The sequence below is a fragment of the Paludibaculum fermentans genome (genome assembly GCF_051172195.1).
In the GTDB taxonomy this organism is placed as follows: domain Bacteria; phylum Acidobacteriota; class Terriglobia; order Bryobacterales; family Bryobacteraceae; genus Paludibaculum; species Paludibaculum fermentans_A.
In genome coordinates, this window is the sequence record NZ_JBPJAQ010000001.1 from 5,669,288 (window position 1) to 5,682,396 (window position 13,109).

At 60.5% G+C, this 13,109-nt stretch carries 9 protein-coding genes and 1 other RNA gene; 4 read left to right on the top strand and 6 right to left on the bottom strand.

Translation table 11 applies throughout. From position 1 onward, the window contains the following. Positions 1-17 precede the first annotated feature (17 nt). From ACR9Y2_RS22725 to ACR9Y2_RS22745, 5 genes are all read right to left on the bottom strand, one after another. On the bottom strand, positions 18-332 hold the full coding sequence (locus ACR9Y2_RS22725) for a YbaB/EbfC family nucleoid-associated protein (protein WP_435043950.1): 315 nt from the start codon (positions 330-332) through the stop codon (positions 18-20). Positions 333-337: 5 nt separating this feature from the next. Further along, entirely contained in the window at positions 338-2,068 is a 1,731-nt protein-coding gene (gene dnaX / locus ACR9Y2_RS22730) for a DNA polymerase III subunit gamma/tau (protein ID WP_435043951.1), read from the bottom strand. A gap of 38 nt (positions 2,069-2,106) precedes the next feature. Further along, an RNA gene (gene ffs, locus ACR9Y2_RS22735) (signal recognition particle sRNA small type) lies at positions 2,107-2,204 on the bottom strand. Positions 2,205-3,010: 806 nt separating this feature from the next. Continuing rightward, on the bottom strand, positions 3,011-3,775 hold the full coding sequence (locus ACR9Y2_RS22740) for a hypothetical protein (protein WP_435043952.1): 765 nt from the start codon (positions 3,773-3,775) through the stop codon (positions 3,011-3,013). A 118-nt stretch (positions 3,776-3,893) separates the two neighbouring features. Continuing rightward, positions 3,894-5,159: an acetamidase/formamidase family protein gene (locus ACR9Y2_RS22745; RefSeq protein ID WP_435043953.1), complete on the bottom strand. Its 1,266-nt coding sequence runs from the start codon at positions 5,157-5,159 to the stop codon at positions 3,894-3,896. A gap of 723 nt (positions 5,160-5,882) precedes the next feature. Between ACR9Y2_RS22745 and ACR9Y2_RS22750 the strand changes: the two genes are divergently transcribed. From ACR9Y2_RS22750 to ACR9Y2_RS22760, 3 genes are all read left to right on the top strand, one after another. Beyond that, positions 5,883-6,728, top strand: a complete 846-nt coding sequence (locus tag ACR9Y2_RS22750) for a three-Cys-motif partner protein TcmP (protein ID WP_435043954.1) — start codon at positions 5,883-5,885, stop codon at positions 6,726-6,728. A 1-nt stretch (position 6,729) separates the two neighbouring features. Next, positions 6,730-7,449, top strand: a complete 720-nt coding sequence (locus ACR9Y2_RS22755; RefSeq protein ID WP_435043955.1) for a DUF5131 family protein — start codon at positions 6,730-6,732, stop codon at positions 7,447-7,449. A gap of 710 nt (positions 7,450-8,159) precedes the next feature. Further along, positions 8,160-10,859: a tetratricopeptide repeat protein gene (locus ACR9Y2_RS22760; protein ID WP_435043956.1), complete on the top strand. Its 2,700-nt coding sequence runs from the start codon at positions 8,160-8,162 to the stop codon at positions 10,857-10,859. Between the two features lie 618 nt (positions 10,860-11,477). On the opposite strand, the gene ACR9Y2_RS22765 is transcribed toward ACR9Y2_RS22760, so the two are convergent. After that, positions 11,478-11,897 carry an FtsX-like permease family protein gene (locus ACR9Y2_RS22765; RefSeq protein ID WP_435043957.1) on the bottom strand — a complete coding sequence of 140 codons (420 nt, stop codon included), beginning with the start codon at positions 11,895-11,897 and terminating at the stop codon, positions 11,478-11,480. A gap of 700 nt (positions 11,898-12,597) precedes the next feature. Here ACR9Y2_RS22765 and ACR9Y2_RS22770 point away from each other — a divergent pair. After that, a complete protein-coding gene (locus tag ACR9Y2_RS22770) occupies positions 12,598-13,098 on the top strand; it encodes a hypothetical protein (protein ID WP_435043958.1) in 501 nt (166 codons plus the stop codon). The last annotated feature ends 11 nt before the right edge of the window (positions 13,099-13,109 follow it).

Below are 13,109 nucleotides of genomic sequence, written 5' to 3' on the forward strand. Positions count from 1 at the left end.
AGACCTGCGGCGCCGAGTTAAAACAGGCCGGGAGGCAGGCCCATGCCGCCGAGCATGCCGGAGGTCTTCTTCTGGGTCTCGTCTTCGACTTTGCGCACGGCTTCGTTGAAGGCGGCCATGACCATATCCGAGAGCATTTCGGCGTCGCCGGCCGCTTCGGGATCGATCACCACGCCGGTGCAGTGTTTCTGGCCGTCCATTTTGACGATGACCATGCCGCCGCCCGCGCTGGCTTCGACACGGATTGCCGCGATTTCTTCCTGCAGGCGCTGCTGCATCTGTTGCGCCTGTTTCATCATGGCCTGCATATTGCCGCCGCCGGGAAATTTCATGGCATCTACTCCTTCAGGTCTCGTACGCCCCGCACCTGGCTGCCGGGGAATATCTCTTGAAAGCGTTGCACGTCCGGATGGGCCATTGCACGCTGGGAGGCTTCGTCTTCGGCTTCCGGTGTGGGTGGTTTCTTCTCGGGCGCCGCCGCGACGGCGGTTTCATCGACTGTGATTTTGACGCGCACGGCCCGGCCCAGCACCTGGACGAGAGCCTTTTCGACGTCCTTGGCCATGAGGCCGAGCTTGGCTGAGCGTGGGGCGAGGAACTCGACCGTGCCCTGGCTTTCGATCAACTGGGAGTCCTCGACCGCCTGGACGGACATAGCGGAGCGCATCTCCTGCAGGGCGGCGATGAGCTTCTCCTTAGTAGAGCCGGGCTCAACCGCGGTGGAGCGTTCGACGGGCGGCGCACTGGGCTGAGGCGCTGGAGCGGGGGGCCGGGACGGAGCGGCAGCGGGGGGTGGGGCCGTACGAGCGGGTGGCGCGGAGTACGACGGCCCGGAGGAGGAAGCAGCGGGACGGGGTGCTACATATGGCGCCTGGCTTCGTTCCGTGACAGTGGCGGCGCGGACTGGCGCCGCCGGGGGCCGGGCTGCTGGAGCGCCGCCGCCGGCGGCCAATTCCTTGAGGGCCTCTTCGATGGGTTTGATTCGTCCGGCGTGGACAAGGCGCATGAGGCCGAGCTCGACATGCAGGCGGGGCTGCATGGAGTACTGCAACTGGCCGTAGAGCTCGAGGGTGAGCTGCAGCCAGCGGGTGAGGTCCTCTTCGCTGAACTGGGCCGAGGTGTCGCGCATGCGGGCCTGTTCGGGGGCCGCTGCCGGGATGAGGCGGGTCTCTTTGCCGGTGATCTTGGAGACCAGGAGATTGCGGAAGTAGCGGGCCAGTTCACGGCAGAACTGTTGGAGGTTTTTGCCGGCGCTTTCGAGTTCGGCGACGATCTCGAGCATGGCGGCGGTCTGCTGGGAGAGGAGCGCCTCGGTGACGCGTTCGAGGGAGGCGAGGGAGTACATGCCCAGCAGATCGCGGACGGCGGCGCCGGTGAGCATATTGCCGCAGCAGGCGATGGCCTGGTCGAGGGCCGAGAAGGAATCGCGGACGGAGCCTTCGCCGGCCTGGGCGATGACGGCCAGGGCTTCGGGTTCGGCTTCGATGCCTTCGGCTTTGCAGATCTCTTCCATGCGTCCGACAACTTCGTGGAAGTCGACGCTGCGGAAGCTGAACTGCTGGCAGCGGGAGGCGATGGTGGTGGGGATCTTATGGGATTCCGTGGTGCAGAGGACGAAGACGGCCCACTCGGGCGGCTCTTCCAGGGTTTTCAGGAGGGCGTTGAAGGCCTCGTTGGTGATCTGGTGAGCTTCGTCAATGATGAAGACTTTGTAGCGGTCGCGGGAGGGGCGGTAGCGCACGTTCTCGCGCAGTTCGCGCATCTCATTGATCCCGCGATTGGAGGCCGCGTCGATCTCGATGACGTCGGGGGCGCTGCTTTGGGAGGTCTCGATGCAGGAGGAGCAGACGCCGCAGGGGGTGGGGGTGGGGCCTTCGACGCAATTCAGGCAGCGGGCGAGGATGCGAGCGATGGTGGTTTTGCCGGTACCGCGTTGACCGGCAAGGATATAGCCATGCGCGATGCGCTGCTGGGTGATGGCATTTTCGAGCGTCGTGCGCACATGCTCCTGCCCGATGAGCTCGGCGAAGGTGCGGGGACGGTACTTACGGGCGATGACCTGGTACATGATCGCTGGGCGGGTGGTGCCGGTCAGACTCTAATGCCAGACCCCGGGGGATCCGCGGCACACAGGGTGAGATCCTACCGTTGCTTCCTTCCGGACCTGGCGGGGTTTGGACCGTCCTATTGCACGGAGCCCGGAGCCTGACAATCAACTATGCTAGCACGCGAGGCCCCGGCTGATCCAAACATGGGGGCGCGATTGTGTTTGTGGAGGCTCGGGGGTGGTGCTGGAAGGGGGGATGCGATGGAAGGCGGGCTCCCGTGCGGAGGGAAGAAAGTGCGAAGAATTGGGTTTGATCCCTCAGGCTGGGTGGATTGGGCTTGCTGGGGGGCCGGTTGGCTACCTTCGCGGTGGATGGCGCTGAGTGGATTCCGGGGGAGCGAAGACAACGGGAAGAGATGGCTTTGATCCCTCAGTGGCGGTGGATTGTGGATGCCTCGACCGGGCCGGCGTGTGGTCTGGGTGGCTGGGGGGAAGGAAATGGGAAGAACTGGGTTTGATCCCTCAGTGGGCGTGGATTGTGGTTGCTGAGGGGTGGTTGGCCTGCTCTCCTTCGGAGATTCTGACGCGGGAGAAGAAAATGCGAACAATTGGCTTTGATCGCTCAAGGGGAGTGGATTGAGTGGTGCGAGGGGCGGAGCGGGCAGGGGATCGGGGCAGGGAAGAAAGTGAGAACAAGTGGCCTGGAGCGGCCAGACTTCCACTGCTTTCTCCCCCTTCCGATGCGCGACGCAGTGCGCCCGGAGTGTGGAGCGGAGGTTCAGGATTCAAAGATCGGCTGGGCGCGGACGAGCCGCGGGGTCCAGCGCGGGGATTGTACGCCTGCCTCCAAAGGGTTGTGGCGGCTACGGCCTGCAAGTGATTGATAGTGTGCGGTTAGGGAAATTTTGAGTTGACGTGACCGGTAGTTGGCAGGGCCGAGTTTCGGGTTTGCGCTGCTCCTGCCTACTTGTCCGAGTGACTGGCAAATTCCCCCACAGCCGTAGCGATCTTGAGGAGCGCCTTGCCCGTTGCTTCGGCCTGCGCCTTCGAGACGGTCTGAGAGAAGTTCAGGTCGCCCGGGACCTTCCTGGCCGCGATTCCTTCCGAGCTGTGCGCCGAGTGAATCACGATACCGGTCCGCACATCCAGAAGGACTGATTCGACTGCGGCCTCGGCGTGGACCTCGTCGGTGCCCAGCAGCCGATCGCGCTGAAAGTTCCGAACACGCGTGGCGTAGATGAGGAGCAGGTCGGCCTGGAACCGAGCCGCAGCCTCACGCAGGTACGGTGCGGTTCGCTTGTCGGGGATGAGAAGTGTTGGGATAAAGCGGACTTGTGTGAACTGGGGCGTGGACGCCAGAGCTTTCAGAAATTGCTCAGAGTTCTGGCCTTCCAGATCCGCTATTTCCTGGTAGTAAGTGTTGCGAGAGTTCAGGTGAAGTACGGCGACACGATGGCGGTCTGACAGGGTAATCCGAGCCGTCAGGATTCGGTCGATGTCCTGGTTCGAGAGAACTGCCTGATCTCCTTTGAAGAGCGATTCCTGCAGGCGGTCGGAGTCGCTGCCGACAATGCTCACGTCGGGGGCCGGGGGCGCAATGACGGCCATTTTTTTCGAGCAGCCAACGGTGCTCAGCAGGGCCAGGAAAAGAAGAACGCAGCTGGCGGCGGTGCGGGCGGGACGAATTGCTCCAGGATTGCTGTCAGTGAGAATTGTTGGAAGAGACATTGTTGGGCGGGTATTCATGCCGGCGACGATTCCACCATGCGTTTGATGCGGCGGCAATGGTGGTGCACATTCTTGGTGATTCCCTGTGGGACGGGGCAAGCTGAAGGGCTTCCCGACCCTACTGCAGACCGGCCAAAAGGGACTTCCTGATCTTGGCGACGATGTGCATCTGGGGATCGACGACCTCGGCGATCTCGTACTGCATGGCGGCGCCGAGGATGATATTCGATTCGCTGGCGGAGAGCTTATAGTCGCGCTGGAGCCAGTTGGCGAGCTGCGTCGTCGCCATCTGCAGGGCCTCCTGCAGGGAGTTGGCGATGCCGGAGGCCATGAGGTATTCATCGCTTTCGAAGCGCGGCGCCTGGGTGGACCGGCCGCGGACCAGATCGACGGTGAATTCGACGTCCATCGAGGTCTCCAGCGCATCGCCGGTCAATTCGCCGTCACCGGAGAGGGCATGACCGTCGCCGACGAAAAGGAGCGCGCCCTCCTGGAATACCGGCAGGTAGACGGTGACGCCCTCGCGGACGCCGCTGTAATCGAGGTTGCCGCCCCAGGAGCCAAGCCAGCCCGTACGGAAGGACTGGTTGGACGGGGGCGCGACGCCGACGCAGCCGATCATGGGCTGGAGCGGGATGCGGAAGTTCTTGAGACGCTCGCCCGGTTTGGCGAGTGAGGCGGTCTGGTTCACCAGATCGAGTTTCCAGCTGCTGTCGAAGTTATCCTCGAACTTGGCGTTTCGGTAGTAGTCGGGCTGAACAGCGCCGGGTACGATCCGGCTGCCGCTGCGGGCGGTATCGCGATTGAGGCGGACGCGGGTGAACTTGACCGTGAGGGTGTCGCCCGGCATGGCGCCCTCGACGTAGAACGGTCCCGTTTCCGGGTTGCCGCCCATCGCGCGGCGAACACCCTTGGAGTCAACACCGCCCGCGTCAACGGTATAGGTCTTGATGCTGTCGCCCGGGTTGATGCGGAGTGCGGGCGGGATTGCGCCGGAGAAGTTGCGGTAGAAGACCTTGGGCTCGAAGGTATGGGTCTTGGGAGCGCCGGCAGTTGCGGAGTCGCGGCGGGCCTTCCAATTGAACTCGTCGTTCCCTTGTTTGACGGTGCCGGCAATGTCGTCACCTTGTAGACGTCCGTCGAAGGCGCCCCAATTGCTGCCGTCGGGGCGGGTAGCCGTGAGGCGCAGGTGATCGCCCTCGAACGTACCGTCGAGTTTCAGCTCGTTGAGGGTACCGGTGACTTTCGTGCCGTCGGCTTTCAGTTCGACGCGAGCGGAGGAGGCGATTTCGCCGAAGCGCACGAGGTGGAGGTTCCAACGGCCGCTGACGTCGGCCGCGAAGGCGACGACGGGCAGACACAGGACGAGCATCGATCTGAGCATGCAGGTAATACGGTGGCAACCGCAAAAGGTTCCATCAGCGACGATAGGGTTTGGCGAGACGGTCGACGAGGAGAGCGGCCGAGCATAACGAGTCTCGCGTGCACGGGGCGACCAGTGGGGCTGCCAATCCTATTCGGCGTGAGCCAAGGACGGCAGGACTGCCAAAGCACGGAAGATTCGGCGCGAGAATCGGCGATGGATTCGGCGTAGTTGCCGTTCGCATCAGCACGTACCGGAAGCTGCGCTTGTCGGACCAACTCCTGCTCGTATCCTGCTTCGTTGGATTCTGCGAGCGGAGAGGGGCCGTTGTGATCGGACGCACTGACTATTTCTTCTAATAATTCAATGCTGGAGATTCCAGAATTCCATGTTGTCGTTTGTGGAGTAGTGTGGAGGGCTTCGCCGTCCACTCTCAGTGGCTCAATGCTCGAAATTCAAACGCTGGGCCGCTCGATAAGCCTGATTGGCGTGGCCTTCCGCATGAAACTGGTGGCGCCTGGCCGATGGAGGAATCGCCCGGGCATTCGGTTTCGCCCAGAATGTGCGATTGTGTGGGAAATTGCGGAGTGACACACTCGAACGTCCCGCAGGCCATCAGGCGTTCTGCGTCGCGGCCGGAGGTGGCCACATTCAACGTTTCGGTGCAGAGCACCCCGGCTGTCTCGGGCTCGCCTGTTCGTCTTCGAAGTCCCATAATCCCAAACGTTCTGATAGAGTTCTGTTGTGGCCGTCGAACATGACGAGATCGGGATCTGGTCCGAGGTCAAACTCGCGATCGTTAAAAAGTACGCTGCTGCCTATACCACCGTGATGGACGCGCAGCGGCGCGGAAAATTCCCACGGATGCGCTGGCTCTACATTGATGGCTACGCCGGGTCCGGCCACCACATCTCGAAGACGCGGAAGGAACTGGTTGAGGGAAGCCCGCTCATCGCCCTTAACACCCAACCGCCGTTCCACGAGTATCACTTCATCGACTCCGACACCGGGAAAGCTGCCGAATTGCGGAAGGAAGCCGGCGAACGGACGGACGTTCATATTTACAGCGAGGATTGCAATGAAGTCCTTCTGACGAAAGTTTTCCCACGAGCAGATTACGGCCAATACAAGCGTGCACTGTGCCTGCTTGACCCCTACAACATCAACCTCACATGGGAGGTGATCGAAGCCGCCGGGAAGGCTCGGTCAATTGAGATTTTCGTCAACTTCATGATCATGGACATCAATCGTAACGCCCTTCGGCGGAACCCCGACAAGTCGATCAAGAAGAAGGTTGATCAAATGACTCGTCTTTGGGGCGACGATTCCTGGTTGGGCTATGGGTACGATCATGTTCCGGGCCTGTTTGAAGAGATGATGCCGGTTAAAGTGCCCAATGAGCGCTTCGCTGAGGCTTTTAGACAACGCTTGATCACAAAGGCGGGGTTTAAGTGCGTACCTAAGCCAATGCCGATGAAGACGAAGATGAATGCCGTGATTTATTACCTGTTTTTCGCTTCTCAAAAGGATTCAGGTATGGACATAGTAAACGATATCTTCAACCAGTACAGAATGAAGCAAGGGCTCTGATATGGCGGAACATTCTTCGATCGAATGGACGGATGCAACTTGGAACCCCGTACGCGGCTGCACCAAAATCAGCCCCGGCTGCAAGCATTGTTACGCTGAGAGATTTGCAGAGCGGTTCCGAGGAGTGAAGGGCCATCCGTTCGAGCAGGGTTTTGATCTCCGGCTGATTCCAGATAAACTCTCCGAACCGCTTCGCTGGAAAAAGCCTCAGCGCATCTTCGTTAATTCGATGAGCGATCTCTTCCATGAGGAAGTTCCCTTCGAATACATCGAACGTGTTTTTGAAGTGATGAATTTGGCAAATCAGCACCAGTACCAGGTGCTGACGAAGAGAGCCGAGCGACTTGAAGAGCTGAGCTGTAATCTTCCTTGGGCTCCGCATATCTGGATGGGCGTGAGCGTCGAGAACAGAGACTACCTCTGGCGGATTGACCATCTTCGCCGGACTCCTGCCTACGTAAAGTTCCTGTCTGTCGAGCCATTACTTGACTCGCTTGGGAAGATTGACCTTCGAGGCATCGACTGGGTGATCGTCGGCGGTGAGTCGGGCCCTGGGGCCCGCCGTATGGATCCAGATTGGGTTAGGGACCTTCGCAACCAGTGTCTAGAGTCGAATGTGGCGTTTTTCTTCAAGCAATGGGGAGGATTCCAGAAGAAAAAAGCTGGTCGAACTCTTGAAGGGCGGACTTGGGACGAGATGCCGGAACTAGTGACGTTATGACGGGATGACTGTGATCACCGGGTTGCCTTAGCCGAGAGATACAGCAAAATTGTCGGCCTTCTGGTTTGGGTGACGCGGCAGTTCTGAGCCAAGGGAGTGAGTATGCTCCGGGGAAATAATGCAGCGAAGGCCCAATCGGCCATCCTTCCGGGTGATTAGCCCCAATCGGGGAGTCAATTGTGGCGACTCACGGTTGGACGGGGCTGTCAGGTTTTGGCGGCGATCACTGGGATTTTGGCCTCTGATGATTCGACTTGAGGGCGAGATGAGGATATGATTGGCGGATCACATGGTGTTTGCGGCGCTTAGGCGGAATTGACTCGGGTTCTGTGGAGCCTCGGCATTGCCATTCGTGAGGAGGAGCCATGGCCAGGCCGAGAATTACCTCGATTTCCGAGGAGCAGTGCATCGATACAATCGTGGAGACGCTCCAGGCGGCTCCAGCTGGCGCTGCTCCGTTCGTCCTTGTGGTGGGGGCGGGGTTCAGCCGTGGGTTGGTGCCTATGGCGCGGGAGGTCGTCGAGGAGAGTGTGCCGCTATGGATTGACGCGCGGCGGCGGCACACATCATTGGACGAAATGTTGGCACTGGGTCCCTCAGAGCGCAGAAGAATAGGGTCTGAGTTCTGGGGGAGGTTCTCGAAAAGCAATCCTGACGCGACCGCTGCGCTGGACCTAGACGCCGGGACGGGTGTCCCCAGGAATACGGCTGTGGCGTATCAGGAGGTATTCAACACGAGGCGGCTTGGAGCGTTGGGCGCCCCCGCCGACGCGCGGAGGTTTCAGCGGGATGTGATGAGCCCTCGTTTATCCAAGCTGAACCCCGCGCACTTCTTTCTGGCATCGATTCTGGGGGTTCAACCCGGGCCGAGGCGGCCGAGCAAGCTGTTTCGGACCGAGTCGGCGTTCTGCCGCCTGATTCTGACAACGAATTTCGATCCTTTTTTGCAGATTGCCCTTCAGATGATGAACCAGTTGTATGTGGTCACCGATTCTCCGGAGATTCGCATCGGAGACGAGATCCGAGACGAAGAGAATGACGTCGTTCAACTGGTTTATGTGCATGGTAGCATCCATCGCCGGAAGCAGGTCGCCGACGAAGCAAGCATCGCAAACCAGAAGATTCTCAACACCGAAGCCCTGGCGCCGATCCTGAGAGATCATGGCGTGATTGTGCTCGGCTATAGCGGCTGGGACGACGTGATTGTCGACGCGTTGAAGGCATGCCCATCTTTCGACCACCGTCTGTTCTGGTGCGACTTGAAATCGTCGCCGGATCAGTTGTTGCAGCCAGCTCAAGACGTCCTCGCTAAGGACTCGACCTTTTATGTGACCATCCGCGACGCTGGGGCTTTTCTGTCCAGGATGAGTATCCAAGCGGTGCACGGACTGCCTCGGCTCTTGGAGAACCCAGTCGCGCAATTACGAGAGTGTCTCGAATCATTGGACTTGACAGAATTGGACAGTGAGGTGGCAGAGCCGCAAGCGGCCGCATCCAGCGAACTGTCTGACATTGCGCCTCATGCGTTCGCGAACAAGCTTGAAAGTACGCTTGAGTTATTGCGGCAAGCGGAGGCTTTGTTTGTTTCGCCGGCTGAGGCACGAGGCGTCGATTCCGAGAGACATGGTGATGGTGCCTACCCTGAGGATCGGCCGGCGCTTGGTGTCGAGGAGGGACAAACAGTTCGGAGACTGATTGCGTCAGCGCAAATTGCGCTTTCGATGGGGAGCTTCAGTGAAGTACTCCGATTATCCAGTGAAGTGTTTTCGTCAACCGATTTGTCCCTTGCTGACTACGTGAGCGCGCGAATGGTGCGAGCGACCGCGTATTACCGGATGGGCGATCTCACCAGAGCTGCTGACGACCTGACACTCATCATCGATGGACTTGAATCGAACGACGAACAGGTTGCCCAAGCCTTGCACAATCGCGGCGTGGTTTGGGGACAGGCAGGTGAACCGGACAAGGCCCTGGCCGATTACACGCGGGTGATCGAGGATCTGCCCGGAACTCCAGTTGAGCAAGTGGCAAGGGCATTAGTCAACCGCGGTGTGGTTTGGGGGCAAACGGGCGAACCGGACAAGGCACTAGCCGATTACACGCGGGTGATCGAGGATCTGCCCGGAGCTCCGGTTGAGCTAGTGGCAAAGGCGTTGGTCAACCGTGGCGTGGTTTGGGGGCTAAAGAGGGAACCTGACAAGGAGATGGCCGATTACACGCGTGTGATCGAGGATCTGCCCGGAACTCCGGTTGAGCAAGTGTCAAGGGCGTTGGTTAATCGCGGCGTGGTTTGGGGGCGGAAGGGTGAACCGGCCAAGGCCCTGGCCGATTACACGCGTGTGATCGAGGATCTGCCTGGAGCTCCGGTTGAGCAAGTAGCAAAGGCGTTGTTCAACCGCGGCGTGGTTTGGGGGCTAAAGAGAGAACCTGACAAAGAGATGGCCGATTACACGCGTGTGATCGAGGATCTGCCCGGAACTCCAGTTGAGCAAGTGTCAAGGGCGTTGGTTAATCGCGGCGTGGTTAGGGGGCGGAACGGTGAACCGGACAAGGCCCTGGCCGATTACACGAGAGTGATCGAGAATCTGCCCGGAGTTCCGGTTGAGCAAGTAGCAAAGGCACTGTTGAATCGTGGTGTGGTTTGGGGGCAGAAGGGCGAACCGGACAAGGAGATGTCCGACTACACGCGGCTGATCGAGGATCTGCCGGGAGCTCCGGTTGAACAAGTAGCAAAGGCATTATTCAATCGCGGCGAGGTTTGGGGGGAGAAGGGCGAACCGGACAAGGCACTGGCCGAGTACACGCGGGTGATCGAGGATCTGCCGGGAGCTGCCGTTAAGGAAGTGGCAATGGCGTTGTTGAGTCGCGGCGTGGTTTGGAGGCAGAAGGGCGAACCGGACAAGGAACAGGCCGATTACACGCGGGTGATCGAGGATCTGCCGGGAGCTCCGGTCGAACAAGTAGCAAAGGCATTATTCAATCGCGGCGAGGTTTGGAGGGAGAAGGGCGAACCGGACAAGGCTCTGGCCGAGTACACGCGGGTGATCGAGGACCTGCCTGGAGCTCCGGTTGACCAAGTGGCAAAGGCGTTGGTAAATCGCGGCTGGACCTACTATCGACAGAAGGCGTCTGTCGCGTTTCTGCACGACACGGAGACAAGCCTGAAGTATGTCGAAGACGTGGTGGCCGCCTTCAACCTGGGACTTGCGCTTCTTGTTTGTCATAAAGATGCCGAGGCGCTTGTGGCCTATGGACGTGCTGCCGGACTTTGGCCAGACCAGATCGCAGCGGCCGGGCTGGCTGACCTCGAAGAGGCTCAGCGGGACTGGCTCAGCGCGGAGCGGGGGGCTCCAATTGTGGCGATGCTGAGCGAACGAATGGGGCTCGTGGGGCAAGCTCCGGCGTTCTAGCGGCCAGACTGGTGTCCGTCCGACTCAAGGATACCCCTGGTGGGTCGACCATCTGAGTTCGACAGAGGTCGATTCAAGGAATGGGATGGTCTGGCAGTATGCGTCGCCTCGCCCGGATAGCCAGTGGAATACCAGATCAGGCAAGTTCTCGGGGTCCCTGCCAGTGCGGTCAGCCGCAGTATTGTGCTGTTCGTAGTGTTCTGGACGTGCGGCTAGCGCCGCTCGGATCTTGTTCGACCCCCATTTAGCGGATCATCGTCCAGAGGCGCGCCTCGTCCACGGGGTAAGACTAGAAGCAGCTCTGCAGAAGGTCGCGAGGAGTTACGTCATTGGGGGCGGGACGCACCCGTCTCAACGGCGTTCTTCCTCTCCTGATTGAAGACTGCTGCGTACTTCTTGCGGGATATGGCGCGGAGTGGGGTCTGTTGGGTGGGATGGTGCCGCCGGTTCAGGCACAGTCAATGGAGATGCGCCGGAAAAGGAGAGCGGGTCAAGCAGCTTGCTCATCTTCCTAGAGGATTACCCCAAATCGGAGACCAAACATTAGAGACTCGCGGTGGGTCGGGTCGTGCGTATGTTGCCAGGCTGTGGCGCTCACGGGCGTGGACTGGGAAGCCCCTATTCAGCCCGCAGCATGGTGGTCGGGTCGATGCGGGCGGCTCGGAGGACGGCTGGTAGCGCGGCCAGTAGGGCGGCGATTAGCAGGACCAGGGCCGGGGCTAGGAGCATTTCGGGGGCGGTGGCTTTGACTCCGAAGAGGAGCGTCTGGACGTAGCGGACGGAGGCCATGCCTAGCGTGATGCCGGCGGCTGCTCCGATCGATACCGACACAAAGATTCGCGCGGTGACCAGGCGGGCGATGCTGCCTAGGCTCGCTCCCAGGGAGAGGCGGATGCCGATTTCGCGTTCCCTGCGGAGGACGGAGTAGTGCAGAACTCCGTAGAGGCCGATGGCGGCTAGCAGGAGCGCGATGGTGGCGAAGAAGAACGCCAGCAGGGCTGGCAGCCTGAGGCAGAAGTCGCGCAGCCGCGTTCGCACCGCCGCCGGTAACGGAATGGAGCCTCAAGGTGCTTTCGAATCTATACCGACAAGAGCCGCCTTATTGAGTGGAGTAGTCCGGCTGCGGAGCGAACCCAAAGGGCGACAAGGGATTGCGGCCCATGGCAGTGTCGAGCCGACCTCCGAGTGGCCGGCACTCGTTCGGCCGGCTCTTCGCGCCCTGGGCTCGCAAGCCCTTGCCGCGCGGCTTGCGGGACTCCTGCCACAGACTGCCAGGAGACGTTCGCGGAGGGCCTGGTTGTCGACGAGTTCCTGCTCGGTTTGCAGGTTGGTGACGCGGTAGGCGGGGTTCGTCTGGGCGATGAGGCGGCGGAGTGTGGTCGAGAGCGAAAGCGGTTGGATACCGGCGGTGCGGAGGAGGAAGGTGCCTCCCTCGGCCGGGTTGCTGGCTCCTTCTTCGTCGAGCTGGCGGAAGGGTACGTAGCCGACGGGACGGACGGGGTCGTGGAGATTGCTGTAGACCGCATCGGGTACGACGCCGATTACCTGGCAAGGCTGTCGACGGACCGTTGGGTGCACCTGTTCGAAGCTGCGGTCCAGGAGGTAAGAAGGCGCGGGTGGGCGCAGATGACTGGGTTGCGGAGTTGCAGACCTGTAAGGGTGAAATGGCGAGCCACCCGGCGTACAATGATGGGTCCGGGGGATCCCGAAGACTTGCGGCGGGAAAGGAAGGGGGCTTATGCACAGGTTGAAGTTTGGGATGGCGATCCTCATGGGCGTTGTTGCGCTGCTGGCCTGGCCTTCGGGAGCCCAGACGTCGAAGCCTGCGGGTCAGTGGAGCGGAACGATCAAGGCGACGATCACTGCTACCGACACGGGCTTCAGCTCATTGGGCACGATGGACTGCAATTTGTCGGGTACGTCCGCCCGGTGCACCTATACGTCGACTACGAAAGCGTCGGGGAAGACTTCGTACGTGATTACGGAGTCGGCGACGCAGGATCATTTGCAGGTGTCGATTCTGCCGGGCGCGAGTGAGTGGAAGCTGCGCGTGGCCGCGTTTATCAGCAGAGGGACCAAGACGATTACGGCCAACGGCAAGTCGCTGAGCGGCGGCGATGTGAACATTCAAGCTCCCAACTGGGAGGTTCCGATCGCTGCGCCCAAAGATCCGAACAAGCTCTTCGGCTCGTGGAAGAATCCCCTCGGCGACACCATCCAATGGGAGTTGAGCCGGTAGTGGCCGCCGGG